The organism is Ensifer sp. 1H6 (assembly GCF_001976035.1).
GTDB lineage: Bacteria > Pseudomonadota > Alphaproteobacteria > Rhizobiales > Rhizobiaceae > Ensifer > Ensifer canadensis.
The window spans coordinates 199,817-219,961 of the sequence record NZ_MOAI01000004.1 but is presented as its reverse complement, the minus strand read 5'-3'; the positions used below and the strand labels follow the sequence as shown (position 1 = coordinate 219,961).

Below are 20,145 nucleotides of genomic sequence, written 5' to 3'. Positions count from 1 at the left end.
GCATGCGGAGCACGGAGCCTCTTCGAAGGTTCGCCATTGATGAATTGTCGTGAGTGCGGTTGCGAGATCGAGGGGCGTTTTTCGTTTTGCCCGAGCTGCGGAGCCAAACAGCAGAGCCTGTGTCCGGGCTGTGGCGCGGACTGTCTGCCAGGTTTCGCCTTCTGCCCGAATTGTGGGACGCCGGTGGAAAAGCCGACGGCGGCAAAGGTCCTGGCGTCCGGGCAGGCTGCCGTGATGCCCCAGCCTAGAGCGGTGCGGGACTCATCCCTGACGGTATCGAGCGACAACGAAAATGCCGACCGCCGTACGGCAACCATTCTTTTTGCCGATCTGTGCGGGTTTACCAGCCTTGGCGAACATATGGATCCGGAGATCCTGCAAACGTTTCAGAACGAACTTTTTGCAGAGCTCACCGCGGCGGTCGAAACCTATGGCGGCTTCGTCGACAAATTCATCGGCGATGCGCTGCTCGCGCTGTTTGGCGCCCCGGTGGCGCATGAGGATGATGCCGAGCGGGCCCTGCGTGCAGCGATCGACATGATCGCGCGCGGCAGCCTTGTCGGTGAGCGCTGGCAGGATCGCATCGGTGCGCCGGTCAGCCTGCATATCGGCTTGAATACCGGAACCGTGGTTGCCGGCGCCCTGGGCGCTGGAGACAGCAGATCCTATTCGGTCACTGGCGATGCCGTGAACACCGCGCAGCGCCTGCAGTCCATGGCAGGACCCGGCGAAATTCTCGTTGGACCGGTGACACACCGCGTGACCCGGCATGCCTTCGCCTACGAGGCGCTGGGTGCAACCGCATTGCGCGGCAAGGCCGGCATCATCGAGGTTTACCGTCTGATCAAGGTTCTTGACGCCCCTAGTGCCGCACGAGGTCTGGAGGCGTTGGGTCTGACTTCACCATTGGTCGGGCGCGATGCGGAAATGAAGCGACTGCTCGATTGCCTGGAACTCGCCTGTAACGGGGCGGCGCAACTGGTGCGTCTGTCCGGGGAGGCGGGGATGGGAAAATCGCGCCTCGTCGATACATTTCTTGCGCTGGTCGCCGTCGATCCGCGCTTCGGGCACGTTGTCGTTCGTCGCGCTAGCTCTTCTCCGCTCGGAGAACCTTCCTACGGTGTTCTGGCATCTGTTTTGCGCGGCGCCTATGGCATCTCGACCTTCGATACATTGGAGCGGACGACAGAGTTGCTCACAGCGGGGCTTGCCGAGATCGGCTTTGCGCCCGAAAAGCTTGAACAGCTCGTGCCGCTTTTCCTTCGCATCCTGGGGATGGGAACGCACGACGAAACCTTGCGCCATGTCGAGCCGGAACAGATGCGTCGCCAGCTCTTTGCGGCCGTGCGAGCCATCTTCGAGCGGCGCCTGTCGCGAACGCCGCTGCTGCTGGTGATCGAGGATCTGCATTGGGCCGATGCCGCGTCCCTCGATGCCATCGCCTTTATCCTCGACCGGATGGAGGGCAGTCCATTGATGATGCTGACGACGCAGCGCCCGGACGCGGCGGTCGATCGGCTGAAGCCTGGCCGAACGAGCCTCACGGCGTTGCGGCTCGCGCCGCTCACCGAGACCGAAGGGCGCAGGCTGCTTTCGGCCTTCTTCGGTACCGATGGCCTGCATCGGGGGCTGGCGGGCCGAATACTGGCGCGCGCCAGCGGAAATCCGCTGTTCATCGAGGAAATCGTACGTGGCCTGATCGAAGTCGATGCGCTGAAGCATTTCGGGGCCGCCTGGCGCGTGGTCGAGCGCGAGGCCACCGTCGATATTCCCGTAACCATCGAAGCCATGCTTTTGGGCAGGATCGACCGACTGCAACCGCGGTCGCGCAGACTGCTTCACCATGCGGCAGTCATCGGCCCGCGGTTTGATGTCGACTTGCTGCGTGTCGTTGCCGGCGATGAAGCCACGATCGATGCGGCGCTGGACAATCTGTGTGATGCCGAAATTATCGAGGAGACGCGGGAGGGACGCTTACAGGGCGCGCAGACCTACCGCTTCACCCAGACGCTGCTGCAGGAGGTGGTCTACAACAACCTGCTCCTGCGTCGGCGTGCGGAGATACATGCCGTTGTCGCCGACCAGCTTGAGCGCCGCTATGGAGCACAGACGACAAGGCTGGAGGAGATGGCGTTGCTTGGCCACCATTTCAGCCAGTCGGAGGATAGGTCGAAGGGCGCGCGCTATCTCATGGCGGCAGGAGAACGCGCGCAGGCGATCTATGCGAATGATGATGCCATACGGTTCTACAAGCAGGCCATGGCCGCCTGGGCGGCCGCTGGCGAGGAGGGGACCGAATGGCTTGCTGCCCGCGAGCGCGTTGCCGATCTGCTCGGCCCTTCCGGGCGGCGCGACGCGGCTGCTGGGCACTACGCTTCCCTGCTCGACGTCTATCATGCCACTGACGACCGGGTCTCAGCGGCCCGCATCCAGCGCAAGTACGGACATCTCCTGTGGGAGGCGGCCCGGCGCGACGAGGCGCTGGTGGCATTCGCGAACGCGGCCCAGCTTCTGGAAGACGCGGATGCGCCGATCGAAAGCGCCCATCTCTCCCAGGAACGGGGCCACCTTGCCTTTCGCATGGGCAACTATGCCGACGCTATCGTCTGGGCCGACGATGCCCTGAAGCGTGTCGGGGCGCTGGTGCCGCAAGCACCGGACGCTCGGCGCGAAATGGATCGGGTGACGGCGGAAGCCCTCAATACCAAAGGGGTGGCGCTGGCGCGCCTCAACCGCGGCACTGAGGCGATCGCAACGATCGAGCGCAGCGTCTCGGTCGCGGAGGCTGCCGACCTGCTCAATGCGGCCTGCCGGGGGTACACCAATCTTGCCGTCCTCTACACGATCATCGAGCCACGGCGGGCCATCGAGGTCTGCAAGTTCGGCTTCGGCATGGCCCACCGTATCGGCGACCTCAGCTTCCAGGCGCGGCTGCTTTCCAATCTGGCGGTGGCCTACTGCACCTTCACCGACCGCTGTGCTGCCGACGGCATTCCGGCTGCCGAACGGGCGATCGCGATCGACCGCGAGCTCGATCAGCGCGATCATCTGCCGGTGTCGTTGCTGGTGCTGGGACAGATCGATCAGTGCCACGGTCGCCCGGATGTCGCGCGCCGTCTGTATGAGGAGGCTCTCGAACTCGCTTTCGAAACGCGAGAGGCACAGCTGTTGTTTCCGTGCTATGATGGCTTGGCGACGCTCTGCCTTGATGCTGGTGACCTCGATGGTGCGGAAAGGCACTTCGCTTCGGCTCGCGACATATGCACACGGCACGGTCTTGATCCCGAAGCGTTGATGATACTGCCATTCCTCGACTAGGGGCGCTGCAGGGCAGGTCCGTCGAAGGTAAACACGACGATTCGGGTTCTACTGCATGTTTCCTTAGATCCTATTCGATTTAAGGATAAAAACATGCAGCCATTCAAAGTGCTACAGCGACCTTTGCGCGTCTAACAAGACGCGCGGCGCTGTAGGATTGGCCGCGAAAGGGCGCCCGAAATGTAGGCTTGTGTCGCCAAACCGGCTCTGCGTTCGACGCGATGGTCGCGTTTAGCGCACCGCGCGAGACGCGCTCCCCACATCTCCGTGACCCACGATCGGCATAAGGAGAAAAGATTATGGTTGAACAGCACAATGGACCGTTGCAACCCGGTGACCGGGCACCGAACGTGGTTCTCGACGCCATCACCCAGGACGGTCAGATTTCCATCGACGATTTTCGCGGTCGCAAGCCGGTGCTGGTCGGCCTGTTCCGCGGTCTGCACTGCCCCTTCTGCCGACGCCAGATCGCGGCGATGGCGCAGCTCGACGAGGCACTGCGCGAAAAAGGTGTCGAGAGCCTGACGGTCGTCAACACGCCGATCGACCGGGCGCGCCTTTATTTCCGCTACCATCCGCTGCCACATCTGCTGGCGGCGTCCGATCCGGAACGGGTTTCTCACCGCGCGTTCGGCTTACCCAATCTTCAGTTCACCGAGGATGAGGACGATTGGCCTCACAAACTTGCCAAGAAAACCGTCATGGCAATGCTGGTTGACATGCCGGGCGAGCTGCCGGCCGCTATGGATCCTTGGGCGGCCTCGTCGTTTCTCGACAAGGCGGACGGCTATGAAATCACACATGACGACGAACGCATGATCGCGACGGGCGAAGGGCAACTCGTCGGCGAGTTCCTGCTCGATCGGGATGGCATCGTGCGATGGAGCTTTACCGAGGCCACGGCTGACGGACACAACATGTTCGGCGTGCCTCGCCGAGAGGAGCTGATGTCGGCCGCGTCGAACGTCGCCCATTGACCGCCGCCCGTGGACGATAGACGGCGGCACGTTTGGCCGGCGCCGGTGTTCGTCCCGCGAAGACGATGCTGCCCCGAAATGAAAATGTCGTTCGGGGCAGCCGGTGGCGCGACGCCCGACGTCAGGCGAGCGAGGCGACCGCTTCTTCGATCAGCGCGACGACCTCCGGGGCACGCGAGGCCAGCGACGCGTGGCTCGCGTCAAGCGTGATCGTCTTCTTCGCCTTGATGCGCTCCGCCATCCACTGTTCGGTTTCCGGCGGAATCATGTTGTCGCGGCTCGACACCTGATACCAACTGGGCTTCACCTTCCAGGCCGGCGGGCCGGACTTGTCTTCAAAGCAGCGTCCTGCAATCGGCTTCTGCACGACGGCCATGACCAGCGCTTCGGTCTCGCCGAGATCCTGGCCGAAGCTCTGGCGGAACGTCGCCTGGTCGAGCCAGAGGAAACCATCCTTATCAGGCCGGATACTGCCGGCACCGGAAGGGGCGTCGCGGCGGGCGAAGATGCTGCCGAGACTGTCACCTTCGTCGGGCGCGAAAGCGGCGATATAGACCAAGCCGGCAACGTTCGGCGCGTGGCCGGCGCCGGTGATCACGGCACCGCCATAGGAATGGCCGACCAGCAATGTCGGCCCGTCCTGTGCGGCCACAAGTTTCGATGTCCGGTCGATGTCGTCGGCAAGTGACGTCAGCGGGTTCTGGACCGCTGCGACATTGTAGCCCTTGGCGTGCAGCGGCGGTATCACGTGGCGCCAATGCGAGGCGTCACCCCAGGCGCCATGGACCAGGACGATGTTCTTGATGGCTGGCATTGTCCGTTCCTTTCCTTCCCACTTCAGCGCCGCGCGTCTTATTAGACGCGCAAAGGTCGCTGTAACACTTTGAATTGCTGTATGTTTTATCCTTAGATCGAATACAGTCTAACGAAACATGCGGTAGGGCTCTCGAATCCTCGGCACTTTGCCGTCGACATGGCGCGTGCCTCCTGCCGGGCGGATGCGTTCAGGTCGCGAGAGCAAAGTAGGGCGGCGAGGCTGGCCGATCCATGAGCTACCCCGAATATTCCGCGCAGTGGCGGCCGCTGCGGTCGATGCCGTCACTCGGTGGCTTGCACGGCAATGCCGTCACGGTGGGCCGGTTGATCAGATCACAGGTAGGCAGACGATCGGCTTCATCGAAGCACGATCGCCGTTCCTCTCATCTATCGATCAAGTTCTCGATCGTGCCTTACTGTTTCTTGTAGGCGCCGTCGAACGAGGCAGAGTTGCCGCAGAAAACGCGGCAATCCTTGGGAGTGACATCGATCTGGGAACCTGTGATCTTCAAGTCGACCGTGCACTGACCGTCGGCGCCGATTTCCTCAGGCGTGAAAACGTGCTGCACCGCCTCCCCTTCAAGCGGGGCACGGAAGGTTACCGAGCAGGAGTCGTAGGAGGGAGCGCCGACATCGGTCGAGATGTTGACCAAGAGGTTGCCATCGGGAAACAACACGCTGTCGAGCACGCCGCGCGCGTTCCCGTACGTGCCTGTGAGATGTTTTTGGTCATAGGCGGAGCTGAGTTCGGCATAGCGGCCACGATAGCTGTCGATCAGGCAATGGTCTCGCTTTGCAAGCCAGGCGCGCTGGCTCGATTCCAGTGTGGCGGCATCCGCGCCTGGCGCAGCGCGGACGGCCTTGTACAGGTCGGCCATGGTCTGATCGATCCACCCCATTCCGGAATCTCCGCCGGAGCAAAGAACTTTTTCGACCTGGCTCTTGGCCTTTGAACAATCAAAGCTCGGCTCCTCCTGCGCCTGGACCAGAGATGGTGCAGTCGACATTGAGAAAAGACCAAGACCGAAAACGAAAAATCTGTTCATTGTACCGTCTCCTCGTGTGGCGTTGGACAGCCCGTGAGAACTGTGCGTGCCGTTGGTTTCACAAATTCGATGGCAAGGGTCAGGGCCTGTTAAATTCATCCACTCTGTTCAGGACCATGGGATCGGATGGAAGGAAACAGGCGCAAGGCAAGACCCGAAGGTCTTGTCGAGCACTGTTTTCGATCAGACTGCCCATAGTCCTGATCACGAAGGGCGAGGCCGATTTTGCGCGTGGCTGCGTCGGAAGGATTTGAAAATGTTGGTGTATATCCTGCCGCTGTAGTGTGTGTGCAACAACGTAACGCTGCTTGAAATTAAGTTGTATCCTATTGAATACTGCAATCTTTGCGATTTTGCGTCAAGGTAAACGAGTAGCGATTCATGCCGCTTTCCATTTAGCGCAATCCGCAGTGTGCCGATGATCCGGCACGGATCGTCCCATGCTGTTCTGATCCTCTCCAATATCGCGCTTAGGCGTCATCGGCCGCAGGTTCGATGAACCTTGGAAGCAAAACGTAAAAAGGGCTTCCGGTTTCCCGAAAGCCCTTTTTATCAGAAACTTGGATGGTGGGCGTGACAGGGATTGAACCTGTGACCCCTACGATGTCAACGTAGTGCTCTCCCGCTGAGCTACACGCCCATCCGATGAGGCGCATAGACCATAGAACCCGCTCTCGCGTCAATAGGGTTTTCGAAGGTTTTTTGACTGAAATTTTGCTGGCGGTTTTCCGTCATCGTCTGCCGCCTGTGGCGGCTTGCCGGAAGTCCGGATTTCCGGGCTTTGCGCGTAAGTCACTGAAATAAAAAGACCGCCGGAGATCCCTGTGGATCGCGGCGGTCGATCTGAAGTCTGCGCCGATCCGGTCCAAGTGTCACGGACGGCGGCGGCAGCTGTGGAAAAAATGTCTGGCCTCAGGCGGCCAGCATCTTGTTGACCTCGTCGACCAGGTCGCGAAGGTGGAAGGGCTTCGACAGGACCTTGGCGTCCTTCGGAGCTTTCGAATCCGGGTTCAGCGCGACCGCGGCAAAGCCGGTGATAAACATCACCTTGAGATCCGGATCGAGTTCGGTCGCCCGACGGGCAAGCTCGATGCCGTCCATCTCGGGCATGACGATATCGGTCAGGAGAAGCGAGAAGGGCTCTTCGCGAAGGCGGTCGTAGGCGCTGGCGCCGTTGTCATAGGACATGACCTTGTAGCCAGCCTTTTCGAGCGCCTTCACAAGGAAGCGGCGCATATCGTTGTCGTCTTCGGCAAGAAGGATTTTCACAGTCATGAACTCGGCCGTTGCTTCTCTTTATTCATTGCGTATGGATTGCGGCGTTCTATCCAAACCGCAACGGGGTAAATATCTCGTGAACGCGACGCGTCAACTCCCCAGAAACCGGAGTGGGCGCACTATGGACACAGAGCCGACCAACTGGCAACATGATGGCAACAGCAAGAACCGCACATGGTAAAAAGGGTTCCGATGGGGGAGATGACGGAGAGGGAGCTGTTTGAGGTTCTGGAACCTGCAAGTCAGCGGATTCCCTTCGTATTCAACTCGCCGCATAGCGGCCGCTCTTATCCACAGGCCTTTCTCGATCAGTCCCGCCTCGATGCGCTGGCGATCCGTCGTTCCGAAGATCACTATGTCGACGAGCTGTTCCAGAACGCGACGTTCCTCGGCGCGCCGATGCTGCTGGCGCATTTCCCGCGGGCCTTCCTCGACGTCAACCGCGAGCCTTACGAACTCGACCCGCGCATGTTCGACGGGCCGGTGCCGCCGCATGCCAATATCAGTTCGATGCGGGTGGCAGGCGGCCTTGGAACCGTGCCGCGGCTTGTCGCCGAGAACATGGAAATCTATCGCGGCCGCTTCCCCGTCGAAGACGCGCTGGCGCGCATCGAGACGATCTACAAGCCCTACCACGCCACCTTGCGCAAGCTCATCGCCCGCACGCATGTCCAGTTCGGCCTGTCGGTCTTGATCGATTGCCACTCGATGCCCGGCAATGTGCATCTGCCGGGCAGCGCCCAGCGGCCGGACTTCATCATCGGCGATCGTTACGGCACCAGTGCCGCGGCGGAACTGTCGAGGATGGCCGTCGATCTGTTGGCTGAGCTCGGCTATACCGTCGCGCGCAACAAGCCCTATGCCGGCGGTTTCATCACCGAACATTACGGCCGACCGAGCCGCGGCCTGCATGCGCTGCAGATCGAGATCAATCGCGGGCTCTATGTCGATGAGACGACGCTGGTCCGCAAGCCCGGTTTCGGCGCGCTGGTCGCCGATCTCACCAGCTTCATCGCGTCGCTCGCGCGTCATGTCGAGGATTATGGCGCCTATCTGCCGCTTGCTGCGGAGTAGCGTCGGTTCCCTATGGCATGTTCCTTAAATCCTATTCGATTTAAGGATAAAAACATGCAGCAATTCAAAGCGCTACAGCGACCTTTGCGCGTCCAATAAGCCGCGCGGCGCTGTAGTAGACCTCAAAAAGAACCGCGCCGGTGGCGCGGTTAAGTCTAGGGAGGAAACACCCAAGGAGGGTATTTACAGTCACAAGTGACTGCACAAAAACCCTAATATTGCACTGCACAATTGTCAAGTTGAGAGAGTGAAAACTTTTGCAGTGCGGCAAAGGAATTTCACCGGATCGACGGCGCTGAAACGATCGGAACGGCCCACCGTCTTGGATCGCTGACAGCCGGTCGCTTGGCCGTTTGCCTTTCTGCAGATTTCGTCTATGCAGATTGGACCTTCCTGCTTCTTTCCCTAAAGAGAGTGACATGCTGCCCGACCGCTCCTTTTTCGATCGTCTCGCCGATGCCGCCAAGGCGGAAACCTTGCCGCGCTTTCGCATCGGCACGAGCGTCGTCAACAAGCTCGAGGGCGGTTTCGATCCGGTGACCGAGGCCGATCAGTCGGCTGAGGCCGCGATCCGCGCTCTGATCGAGGAGAATTTCCCCGGTCACGGTATCCTCGGCGAGGAGCATGGCAATGTCGGGCTCGATCGCGAATATGTCTGGGTGATCGATCCGATCGATGGCACGCGCGCCTTCATCTCCGGCCTGCCGGTCTGGGGCACGCTGATCGGTCTTTATCGCAACGGCGATGCGGTGATGGGCCTGATGGATCAGCCATTTACCGGCGAACGCTTCTTTGCCGACGGCAAGCAGGCGCTCTACCGTGGACCCGACGGCGACAAGGTGCTGTCGACCCGCACTTGCGACGCGCTTTCAGATGCCGTGCTGTTTACGACCTCGCCGCATCTCTACACCGGCGACAACAAGACCCGCTTCGAGGCGCTGCAGGACAAGGTGCGGCTGTTCCGCTACGGTTGTGATTGCTATGCCTTCGCGCTGCTTGCGGCCGGTCATGTCGACCTGGTCATCGAGTGCGGGCTCAAGCCCTATGACGTCGGCGGCCTTATCCCGTTGATCGAGCAGGCTGGCGGCATCGTCACCAACTGGCAGGGCGGCCCGGCGGAAATGGGTGGCGAAGTCATCGCTGCCGGCAGCGCCGAACTGCATGCGCAGACGCTGGAAATTCTCAAAGGCTGAATTTTCTCAAAAGACTGAATTGTCTCAGGCCGCTTCGCCTTCGTCCTTGTCGTCCTTATCGGGAATGACGAAAGCAAGAATGGCCGCCATGGCCTGGGCGCGATAACGATCGGCCTCGTGCAGCAGTTCGTGGCGCGCACCGTCGATCGGGATCATGTGGGCGGCGCGGAAATTGCGCGCCAGCCACTCGACGGCGACATGCGGCACCAGCCGGTCGGCTGTCGGCGCCAGGATGATCGTCGGCAGGGTGATGCGGGTCAGATGTTCCCGTCGGGCGACGCGGCGCATTGCACGAAACGCTTCGGTCAACCAGCGCGCCGACGGCGGCCCAAGTCGCAATTCCGGATAGGCTTCGGTCAAGGCCAGGTTGCGCGCAAAGCGCCGGCGGTCGGCGGTCAGCACGTTGTTTTCAAAGGGGCGATTGCCTTTGTCGGCATGCAATGGCAGCCGCCCGAGACCGACCCAGCGCATCACCGTTGCCATGCTGGCGATGCTGCGTTCGCCAATTATCTGGCCACCGAGGCCGACAAAGGGGGCAAGCACCACCAGGCGATCAATGCGGCTCGAAAGCGTGGGCGCGAGCGACAGCGCGACCAGCGCGCCCATGGAGTGGGCGACAATCGAAAACGGCAGCCGGGTATCCGGCAGCACGATCTGTTCGAGGAAGGTGGTCAGATCGCGCTCGTAATAGGAGAAGCGCTCGACATGGCCGCGCCCGGCCTCGGGCAAGAGCCGCTCCGAGCCCGCCTGGCCGCGCCAGTCGAAGGTTGCGACCCAGAGGCCGGCGGCGTTGAGTTCGGCGATGGTCTCGAAGTATTTCTCGATCGATTCGTTGCGGCCCTGCAGCAGCACCACGGTGCCGCGCGCAACCGGCGTCCTGGTCTTGAAGATGGCGTAGCGGATCTTGCGGCCACCGGCTCCATCGAAGAAGCCCGCCACGTGATTGTCCGGTATCGGATTATCCGGTGTGGAGCGGAGGATCGTGGTCATGACGGACGAAACCAGGCTGAAGACGCGTTGATCGGTATCATCAGGGATAGGCGGCGGGCTTGGCGCCGTCAAAGAAAAAAGCCGGAAACGGTGGGTGAAATCCGGACGATCACCGTTTCCGGCCGCTGAAGGGGAAGGGACATGTCACTTCAGCCCCAGGAGATTTCCTCCCAGTGTGGCCTTTGTAACGCCCCTGATCTGAACCACGGCCGAACCTGTCATTCATCCGCCATTCACCTCTTGGGAATCTTGAGGCGGCATGCCTTGAACTGACGAAATCGCATTCCCATCTCTTGCTCACGGACGCCGATAACGGGTCCGTTCACCGGTCGCGCCGCTGCCTGGATGGGGTGGCAGACCAGACATCGCAAACAGTTGCTCCCAGGAGGACACCATGCGTCACGTTGATTTTTCCCCCCTCTATCGCTCCACCGTCGGCTTCGACCGCCTCTTCACGATGCTCGACAGCCTCGGCCAGCCTGACCAGGCTCAGACCTATCCGCCCTATAACATCGAGCGCACCGGCGAAAACGCCTACCGCATCACCATGGCGGTTGCCGGCTTCGACGAAACCGAACTGTCGATCGAAGCGCGCGAACATACGCTGACAATCAAGGGCGAAAAGAGCGAGGACAAGGCCGAAGAAAACCAGTTCCTGCATCGCGGTATTGCCAAGCGCGCCTTCGAGCGTCGCTTCCAGCTTGCCGACCATGTGGAGATCAAGTCCGCTTCGCTGAAGAATGGCCTGCTGCACATCGACCTCACCCGCGAGATCCCGGAAGCAGCCAAGCCGCGCCGGATCGACATTACGTCGGTCGCATCGCAGCCGAAGCAGATCGAGGCCCAGAACCTCTAATCCCTCCCTCCCAAGCTTGAAGAGGCGGCGCCCGAAAGGACGCCGCCTTTTTTTGGGATCGTTGTTTTCGCGTCTTCCCGGACAGGTTCTAGATCATTGAAATAACGCAATGCCGGACGGAAAACCGTTTCACACTTTTCCTGGAATTGCTTTAGGGGCGGACGGGTTCGGCGATGGCGTCCAGCTCTTTGCGGGCGGCGTAACGCTGGGCAATCACCGCGCAGGCCATCAGCTGGATCTGGTGGAAGAGCATGACCGGCAGCACGATCGCACCGATGTTCTGGCCGGCGAAGATGGCGCTTGCCATCGGGATGCCGCTCGCAAGGCTCTTCTTCGAGCCGCAGAAGGTAATGGCGATCTCGTCGGCGCGGTTGAAACCGAAGAGGCGGCTGCCGAACATGGTGACGGCGAGTACCAGCGCCAGCATGACGATCTCGATCGCGACCAGCACCCCGAGATCGGCAAGCGAAAAGGTCTGCCATAGCCCCGATGTGACGGCCTGGCTGAAGGCCAGATAGACGACCATGAGGATCGAACCGCGGTCGACGGGCGCAAGCAGGCCCTTGCGCGCCCGGATCCAGCCGCCGATCCACGGCTGCAACAATTGACCGGCGATGAACGGTGCCAGCAGCTGCAGCAGGATCTGCTCAAGGGCATCCAGCGACACACCGCCATGGCCGCCGGCGGAAAATAGGAGACCGACGAGAAGCGGCGTCAGGAACATGCCGAAGATGTTGGAGGCGGACGCTGAGCAGATTGCTGCCGGGACATTGCCGCCGGCAACCGACGTGAAGGCGATCGACGATTGCACGGTCGAGGGCAGGACGCAGAGGAAGAGGATGCCGGTATAGAGCGCCGGCGGCAGGACCGATGACGGTACGAAGCCGACGACGAGGCCGATCAGCGGGAACAGCACGAAGGTCGATGCCAGGATCGCCAGATGCAGCCGCCAATGCAGGAAGCCGGCGACGACGACATCGCGCGACAATCTTGCGCCATGCAGGAAGAAGACCAGGCCGACCGCCACCTTCGTTGCCATGGCGAACCAGGCCGTCGCCTCGCCATGGATCGGCAGCATCGATGCCAGAAGCACGGTGAGAAGCAGGAGCAGGGTGAAGGTGTCGGGAAGATAGCGGCCCATGTCTGTCACTGGCTCGATTGAGAAACGTCTTGCCGAGAAATGTCATTATGAAGCAGGATGCAAGGAATAACAGTTATCGCGAAATTGGATAATGCATGCTCGACCTCGTGCAACTGCGCAGCTTCGTTGCGCTCGAACAGATGGGCAGCTTCACCCTCGCGGCCGAGAGACTGGCGCTTGGCCAGTCGACGGTCAGTCAACATATTCAAAGGCTTGAGGCGTCGCTCGGGCGCAAGCTCGTTGCCCGCGACACGCACCGGGTCTCGTTGACGACGGATGGTCAGGCCCTGCTTGCCCATGCGCGTTCGATGCTGGCGATCGACGACGAGGTCAAGGCGCTGCTTGCCGAAAGCAGTCTGCGCGGACGATTACGGCTGGGCATGTCGGAGGATTTCGTCACCAGCCGGTTGCCGGGCGTGCTCGAAGATTTCGTTCGCGCCCATCCGTCGGTGGAGCTCGAATTGACGGTAGCACTCAGCGGCGTGCTCTACCATATGCAGGATGGTGGCGAGATCGATCTGGTGCTGGCAAAGCGGCGGCTGGGCGATCCGCGCGGCGAACTGGTCTATCGCGAGCCGCTGGTCTGGTTGGCGCGTGATCCCGAGCGTGTGAAGCGTGACAGGGTGCTGCCGTTGATCGCCTTTCCGCCGCCGAGCATCACGCGCAGCGTGGCGCTCGAGGTGCTCGACCGGCATCGGCTGCCATGGCGGATCGTCTGCACCTGCGGCAGCCTCAGCGGGCTGACGGCCGCCGCCCAAGCGGGCATGGGCGTGCTCGTCCAGCCGCGCAGTATGGCGCCGCAGGGCCTGCGGGAAATACCCACCGGCACCTTGCCGCCGCTGGAGGATGTCGAGTTCGTACTGGTTCCCAGCAAGGGCGCCGACCAGAAGCTGATCGCGGCGCTCTCGACCGAGATTTTGTCGAAGGTGAGGACGTTACAGGGCCAGGCGTGAGCCACAACACCGCGCGTGGCACGCGGTATTGTGGCTCTTTGAATTTGCTGCATAATTTTCTCCTCGGATCTATCCTGATCCAAGGAATTATGCAGTCGCCTCAGCAGGCTGCGACGAAGCGATCGACGTCGTCCATCTTGGTCGCAAAGCTCGTCACCAGGCGATAGAGGCCCTCGTCGGCCGCGAGGCTTCCGGCGAGTTCGTGCGGAACCGGCCAGTCGTAGAAAACGGCGCCTTGCTCCTGCAGTTTCGTCGCCACGTCCTTTTTCAGGATGACGAAGACCTCGTTGGCTTCGACCGGCCAACCGAGCCGGCTGTTGCGCGAAGCGGCGATGCCGTTGGCAAGACGCCGGGCCATGGCGTTGGAATGCCGGGCGAGGTCGAGCCAGAGACCGCCTTCGAGGTAGGCGTCGAACTGGGCCGAGACGAAGCGCGATTTCGAGAACAACTGAGCCGAGCGCTTGCGCAGGAAATGCATCTCGTGCGCCTTCGAAAGATCAAAGAGGACAAGGGCCTCGGCGCACCAGCAGCCGTTCTTCGTGCCGCCGAAGGAAACGAGATCGACGCCACGCTTCCAGGTCATCTCGGCCGGTGTGGCATCGAGGCTGACCAGCGCATTGGCAAAGCGGGCGCCGTCCATGTGCAGCGGCAGCTTGTGTGCATTGGCGACCGCGGCAATCGCCTCGATCTCATCGAGTGCGTAGACGGTGCCGCTTTCGGTCGCTTGCGTCAGCGTGACCGCCATCGGCTGACCGCCATGGACATTGTCGAGCGGGTAGCGGCGAATTTCCGCCTCAAGGCGCGATGCGTCCATCTTGCCATGTTTGCCGTCGACGGGCTTCAACCTCGATCCATGGGTGAAGAATTCCGGAGCGCCGCACTCGTCGGCCGTCACGTGCGCTTCGCGGTGGCAGAACGCGACGCCGCCGGCGCGGCTGGTGCTGGCGAGCGCCAGCGAATTGGCGGCCGTTCCCGTGCCGACGAAGAAGACTGCGACATCGCGCTCGAAAACCTCCGACAGTTTCCTCTCCACCTTCCGGTCGAGCTCACTGGTGCCGTAGGCGGAGGCGTAGCCGTCGGCATGGGTCACGAGGCTCTGGGCGATGGCAGGGTGGGCGCCAGCCCAGTTGTCAGAGGAAAAAATCATCACATATCGTCCTGTTTCACGGTCATATCGACGTCGTTCGGGCGACCATAACCCACCTGCCGGCCGGATCAATCACGGTCGCTGCTATGGAGGCCAACAGGATACCAGTTTGAAACCAAAATGAAGAAAACGTCCGTTTGTCGTAATTAAATTATAAAACCGGGAAATTTTCGGCAATGTTCGGCAAAATCCCTTCTATTATTTGCTCATATGCCCCTTGCGGAGGGGGGCGGTTTCTGGCATAGAGCGCATGAAATAGGACAGTCTTGCTGTCCTATTTCGGTCTAGGGACCGGAACAATCGCCGCAAGTGCCCAAAAAATCGGCAATCGGCGTGTGGCGCAGGGGGATCCGCCGGATTTCATCCGGTTGTTAACGCCTGCCATCAGGATGGTCACTGACATCAATGCCTGATGATGCCGTGCATTATTTGCGACCTGATCAGGATCATGAGACGATGAATGCCCCGGCTTTGCGGCACGTGAATGCGTGCGACGAGAAGCCATGCGCGGGCGCAGGTATGCCCGGACATGCCGGGTTCAACAGGAGGGAAGACGATGACGGATCACACGCCATCACAGCAATCTGGGCTCAACCTCGCACACACTGTTGCGACGGCTGAAAAAACGCCCACATTCCCGTCCGGCCTGCCGCGAAAACAGGGTCTCTATGATCCGCGCAACGAACACGATGCCTGCGGCGTCGGCTTCGTCGCGCATCTGAAGGGTGAGAAGTCGCACCAGATCGTGCGCGACGGCCTCTTCATGCTCGAAAACCTGACGCACCGCGGTGCCGTCGGCGCCGACCCGCTGATGGGTGACGGCGCTGGCATCCTCGTGCAGATCCCCGACCGCTTCTTCCGCGAGGAAATGGCCAAGCAGGGCGTTACCCTGCCGAAGGCCGGCGAATATGGCGTCGGCTACCTCTTCATGCCGCGCGACGAAAAGCTGATTGCCCATTTCAAGGACGTGATCAGCGAAGTGGTCGCCGAGGAAGGCCAGCACGTGCTTGGCTTCCGCGACGTGCCGGTCGACAATTCGTCGCTTTCCAAGGCTCCTGATATCGCTGCGACCGAACCGCACCATGTGCAGGTGTTCATCGGTGCCGGCCGCGATGCCGCGACCAACGCCGAATTCGAGCGTCGCCTGTTCACGCTGCGCAAGGTGATCTCCAACCGCATCTATGCGGAAGCGGAAGGCGGCGATCTCGGCTTCTACGTCGTGTCGCTGTCGACGCAGACGATCGTCTACAAGGGCATGTTCCTGGCCTATCAGGTCGGCGCCTACTACAAGGACCTGGAGGACGAGCGCTTCCAGTCGGCCGTCGCCCTGGTTCACCAGCGCTTCTCGACCAACACGTTTCCGTCCTGGAAGCTCGCGCACCCCTATCGCATGGTCGCCCACAACGGCGAAATCAACACGCTGCGCGGCAACGTCAACTGGATGGCGGCGCGCCAGGCTTCCGTGTCCTCGCCGCTCTTCGGCGACGACATCTCCAAGCTCTGGCCGATCTCCTACGAGGGTCAGTCGGACACCGCCTGTTTCGACAACGCGCTCGAATTCCTGGTGCAGGGCGGTTACTCGCTTTCGCATGCGGTGATGATGCTGATCCCCGAAGCCTGGGCCGGCAACCAGCTGATGTCGCCCGAGCGCAAGGCGTTCTACGAATACCACGCAGCGCTGATGGAGCCGTGGGACGGACCGGCAGCCGTGGCCTTCACCGACGGCCGCCAGATCGGCGCGACGCTCGACCGCAACGGTCTGCGTCCGGCCCGCTATATCGTCACATCTGATGATCGCGTCATCCTCGCGTCTGAAGCCGGCGTGCTTCCGGTCGACGAAGAAAAGATCGTCAAGAAGTGGCGCCTGCAGCCGGGCAAGATGCTGCTCATCGACATGGAGCAGGGTCGCATCATCTCCGACGAGGAGGTGAAGTCTTCGCTCGCCGACAAGCATCCTTACCGCAAGTGGCTCGACGATACCCAGCTCATCCTCGAAGAGTTGAAGCCGGTCGAGCCGCGTGCGCTGCGCCGCGACGTTTCCCTGATCGACCGCCAGCAGGCCTTCGGCTACACGCTCGAAGACACCAAGATCCTGATGTCGCCAATGGCCACCACCGGCCAGGAAGCCATCGGCTCGATGGGCACCGACACGCCGATCTCGGCAATGTCCGACAAGCGCAAGCTGCTCTATACCTACTTCAAGCAGAACTTCGCGCAGGTCACCAACCCGCCGATCGACCCGATCCGCGAAGAGCTGGTGATGAGCCTCGTCTCGTTCATCGGCCCGCGCCCGAACCTGCTCGATCATGCCGGCATGGCGCATGCCAAGCGGCTGGAAGTGCGCCAGCCGATCCTGACCAACGGCGATCTGGAAAAGATCCGCTCGATCGGCCATACCGAGGACCGGTTCGACACCAAGACGCTCGACTTCACCTACGACATTTCGCGCGATGCCGAAGGCATGCCGGAAATGCTCGATCGCCTCTGCGAACGTGCGGAAGCGGCGGTCAAGGGTGGCTACAACATCATCGTGCTTTCCGACCGCCAGGTCGGTCCGGACCGCGTCGCGATCCCGGCGCTGCTGGCAACGGCCGCCGTGCACCACCACCTGATCCGCAAGGGCCTGCGCACCTCGGTCGGCATCGTGCTGGAATCCGGCGAACCGCGTGAAGTGCATCACTTCTGCCTGCTCGCCGGCTACGGCGCCGAAGCGATCAACCCGTATCTTGCCTTCGATACGCTGACCGACATGCACAAGCGCGGCGATTTCCCCAAGGAAGTCGACGGCAGCGAAGTGGTCTACCGCTATATCAAGGCGGTGGGTAAGGGCATCCTCAAGGTGATGTCCAAGATGGGCATCTCGACCTACCAGTCCTATTGCGGCGCGCAGATCTTCGATGCTGTCGGCCTGTCGTCGAAGCTGGTCGACCAGTTCTTCTTCGGGACTGCGACGACGATCGAAGGCATCGGCCTTGAAGAGATCGCGGCCGAAACCGTCGCCCGCCACAAGGCAGCCTTCGGTGCCGATCCGGTGCTTGCCAACACGCTCGATATCGGTGGCGAATATGCCTACCGCATGCGCGGCGAAAGCCACGCCTGGACGCCGGATGCGATCGCCTCGCTGCAGCATGCCGTGCGCGGCAATGCAGAGGATCGCTATCGCGAATTTGCCGAGATGGTGAACAACTCGGCGCTCAGGATGAACACGATCCGTGGCCTGTTCACCGTCAAGAGTGCGGAGGCTGCGGCCGCAAGCCGATCTCCGTCGACGAGGTCGAGCCGGCCACCGACATCGTCAAGCGCTTCTCGACGGGCGCCATGTCCTTCGGCTCGATCAGCCGCGAGGCGCATACGACGCTGGCAATCGCCATGAACCGGATCGGCGGCAAGTCGAACACCGGCGAAGGCGGCGAGGAAAGCGACCGCTACCTGCCGCTGCCCGATGGCTCGACCAACCCGGAACGGTCGGCGATCAAGCAGATCGCCTCCGGCCGCTTCGGCGTGACCACCGAGTATCTTGTTAATGCCGACATGCTGCAGATCAAGGTGGCCCAGGGCGCCAAGCCCGGCGAGGGCGGGCAGCTGCCCGGCCATAAGGTGGATGCGACCGTCGCCAAGACCCGGCATTCGACGCCGGGCGTCGGCCTGATTTCGCCGCCGCCGCACCACGACATCTACTCGATCGAAGATCTGGCGCAGCTGATCTACGACCTGAAGAACGTCAACCCTGAAGCCGATGTTTCGGTCAAGCTGGTCTCGGAAGTGGGCGTCGGCACGGTTGCTGCCGGTGTCGCCAAGGCGCGCGCCGACCACATCACCGTTTCCGGTTTCGACGGCGGCACCGGCGCATCGCCGCTGACGTCGTTGAAACACGCCGGCAGCCCCTGGGAAATCGGCCTTGCCGAAACTCAGCAGACGCTGGTGCTGAACGGCCTTCGGTCGCGCGTTGCCCTTCAGGTCGATGGTGGCCTGAAGACCGGCCGCGACGTGATCATCGGCGCGCTTCTCGGCGCCGACGAGTTCGGTTTTGCCACCGCGCCGCTGATTGCGGCCGGCTGCATCATGATGCGCAAGTGCCACCTCAACACCTGTCCTGTCGGTGTCGCGACCCAGGATCCGGTGCTGCGCAAGCGCTTCAAGGGCACGGCCGAGCACGTCATCAACTACTTCTTCTTCGTTGCAGAGGAAGTGCGCGAGATCCTCGCCTCGCTCGGCGTGCGCAGGCTCGATGAAATCATCGGTGCTTCCGAACTCTTGGAGAAGGACGGCGCGCTCGCCCACTGGAAGGCCAACGGTCTCGATTTCTCGAAGATCTTCCACAAGGTCGACGCTCCGAAGGCGGAGACCTACTGGACCAGCCGCCAGAAGCACCCGATCGACGACGTGCTCGACCGAACGCTGATCGAGAAGGCCAAGATCGCCTTGGAAACCAAGGCGCCCGTCGCCTTCGAAGCCAAGATCAAGAACGTCGACCGGTCGGCCGGCGCCATGCTTTCGGGTGTGCTTGCCAAGCGCTGGGGCCACAAGGGCCTGAAGGACGATACGATCCACGTCACCCTCAAGGGTACGGCGGGCCAATCCTTCGCCGCCTTCCTGGCGCGCGGCATCACCTTCGACCTGGTGGGCGACGGCAACGACTATGTCGGCAAGGGGCTTTCCGGTGGCCGTATCATCGTCCGGCCGCCTGAAAACACCAAAATCGTGCCCGAAAACTCGATCATCGTCGGCAACACCGTGCTTTACGGCGCGATCTCCGGCGAATGCTACTTCAACGGTGTTGCCGGCGAACGCTTCGCCGTGCGCAATTCCGGTGCCATTGCGGTCGTCGAAGGCGTGGGCGACCACGGCTGCGAATACATGACCGGCGGTGTCGTCGTCGTTCTCGGCGCGACGGGCCGCAACTTCGCGGCCGGCATGTCCGGCGGTGTTGCCTATGTGCTGGACGAGGAAGGCGATTTCGCCCGCCGCTGCAACATGGCGATGGTCGAACTGCAGCCGGTGCCCGAAGAAGACGACATGCTCGAGAAGCTGCATCATCACGGCGGCGACATCATGCACAAGGGCATGGTCGACGTGTCCGGCGATATGACGCGCCACGACGAGGAGCGGCTCTATCAGCTGATCTCCAGCCACCTGCACCACACGGGCTCGCCCCGGGCAAAGGCGATCCTCGACCATTGGGCAGACTACCGGCCGAAATTCCGCAAGGTCATGCCGGTCGAATATCGTCGTGCGCTCGAAGACATGGAACGCATGAAAATGGCAGAGGCGGCCGAATAGAGGCCCCGGTGAAAAGGGCTCCCGGTTCCGAAAAGGGTTCGGGGGTTCATCACGCGCGCTTGTCTCAAGCGCCTGT

12 protein-coding genes, 1 tRNA gene and 1 pseudogene are annotated in these 20,145 nt (G+C 61.6%); 7 read left to right on the top strand and 7 right to left on the bottom strand.

From position 1 onward, the window contains the following. Positions 1 to 39: 39 nt before the first annotated feature. Together BKP54_RS06995 and BKP54_RS06985 are read left to right on the top strand one after the other, a co-directional pair. Positions 40 to 3,318: an adenylate/guanylate cyclase domain-containing protein gene (locus tag BKP54_RS06995; RefSeq protein ID WP_025424827.1), complete on the top strand. Its 3,279-nt coding sequence runs from the start codon at positions 40 to 42 to the stop codon at positions 3,316 to 3,318. 299 nt (positions 3,319 to 3,617) lie between these two features. Beyond that, entirely contained in the window at positions 3,618 to 4,295 is a 678-nt protein-coding gene (locus tag BKP54_RS06985; RefSeq protein WP_025424826.1) for a peroxiredoxin-like family protein, read from the top strand. 121 nt (positions 4,296 to 4,416) lie between these two features. Here the strand turns inward: BKP54_RS06985 and BKP54_RS06980 are convergent, their stop codons facing one another. The 4 genes from BKP54_RS06980 to cpdR1 form a co-directional block, all read right to left on the bottom strand. After that, positions 4,417 to 5,109 carry an alpha/beta hydrolase gene (locus BKP54_RS06980; RefSeq protein WP_025424825.1) on the bottom strand — a complete coding sequence of 231 codons (693 nt, stop codon included), beginning with the start codon at positions 5,107 to 5,109 and terminating at the stop codon, positions 4,417 to 4,419. A gap of 415 nt (positions 5,110 to 5,524) precedes the next feature. Next, complete coding sequence (locus tag BKP54_RS06975) at positions 5,525 to 6,010, bottom strand: hypothetical protein (protein WP_128090379.1); 486 nt, start codon at positions 6,008 to 6,010, stop codon at positions 5,525 to 5,527. 712 nt (positions 6,011 to 6,722) lie between these two features. Next, positions 6,723 to 6,797, bottom strand: a tRNA-Val gene (locus BKP54_RS06970). Between the two features lie 272 nt (positions 6,798 to 7,069). Continuing rightward, positions 7,070 to 7,432: a response regulator CpdR1 gene (gene cpdR1 / locus BKP54_RS06965; RefSeq protein WP_025424823.1), complete on the bottom strand. Its 363-nt coding sequence runs from the start codon at positions 7,430 to 7,432 to the stop codon at positions 7,070 to 7,072. A gap of 195 nt (positions 7,433 to 7,627) precedes the next feature. On the opposite strand from cpdR1, the gene BKP54_RS06960 reads away from it, so the two are divergent. Further along, positions 7,628 to 8,509: an N-formylglutamate amidohydrolase gene (locus tag BKP54_RS06960; RefSeq protein WP_025424822.1), complete on the top strand. Its 882-nt coding sequence runs from the start codon at positions 7,628 to 7,630 to the stop codon at positions 8,507 to 8,509. 419 nt (positions 8,510 to 8,928) lie between these two features. Further along, positions 8,929 to 9,702 carry a histidinol-phosphatase gene (gene hisN / locus BKP54_RS06955; RefSeq protein WP_025424821.1) on the top strand — a complete coding sequence of 258 codons (774 nt, stop codon included), beginning with the start codon at positions 8,929 to 8,931 and terminating at the stop codon, positions 9,700 to 9,702. A gap of 24 nt (positions 9,703 to 9,726) precedes the next feature. Here the strand turns inward: hisN and BKP54_RS06950 are convergent, their stop codons facing one another. Next, positions 9,727 to 10,692, bottom strand: coding sequence for an alpha/beta hydrolase (locus BKP54_RS06950; protein WP_025424820.1), 966 nt, complete (start codon positions 10,690 to 10,692; stop codon positions 9,727 to 9,729). 394 nt (positions 10,693 to 11,086) lie between these two features. On the opposite strand from BKP54_RS06950, the gene BKP54_RS06945 reads away from it, so the two are divergent. Further along, entirely contained in the window at positions 11,087 to 11,548 is a 462-nt protein-coding gene (locus BKP54_RS06945; RefSeq protein ID WP_025424819.1) for an Hsp20 family protein, read from the top strand. A gap of 151 nt (positions 11,549 to 11,699) precedes the next feature. On the opposite strand, the gene BKP54_RS06940 is transcribed toward BKP54_RS06945, so the two are convergent. Then, complete coding sequence (locus tag BKP54_RS06940; protein ID WP_025424818.1) at positions 11,700 to 12,689, bottom strand: bile acid:sodium symporter family protein; 990 nt, start codon at positions 12,687 to 12,689, stop codon at positions 11,700 to 11,702. 95 nt (positions 12,690 to 12,784) lie between these two features. Here BKP54_RS06940 and BKP54_RS06935 point away from each other — a divergent pair, with 95 nt between their 5' ends. Beyond that, entirely contained in the window at positions 12,785 to 13,642 is an 858-nt protein-coding gene (locus BKP54_RS06935) for a LysR substrate-binding domain-containing protein (protein ID WP_025424817.1), read from the top strand. A 100-nt stretch (positions 13,643 to 13,742) separates the two neighbouring features. On the opposite strand, the gene BKP54_RS06930 is transcribed toward BKP54_RS06935, so the two are convergent. Beyond that, a complete protein-coding gene (locus BKP54_RS06930; RefSeq protein WP_057205649.1) occupies positions 13,743 to 14,789 on the bottom strand; it encodes a low specificity L-threonine aldolase in 1,047 nt (348 codons plus the stop codon). A gap of 484 nt (positions 14,790 to 15,273) precedes the next feature. Between BKP54_RS06930 and gltB the strand changes: the two are divergent. Further along, a pseudogene (gene gltB / locus BKP54_RS06925) lies at positions 15,274 to 20,069 on the top strand (glutamate synthase large subunit). Positions 20,070 to 20,145 lie beyond the last annotated feature (76 nt).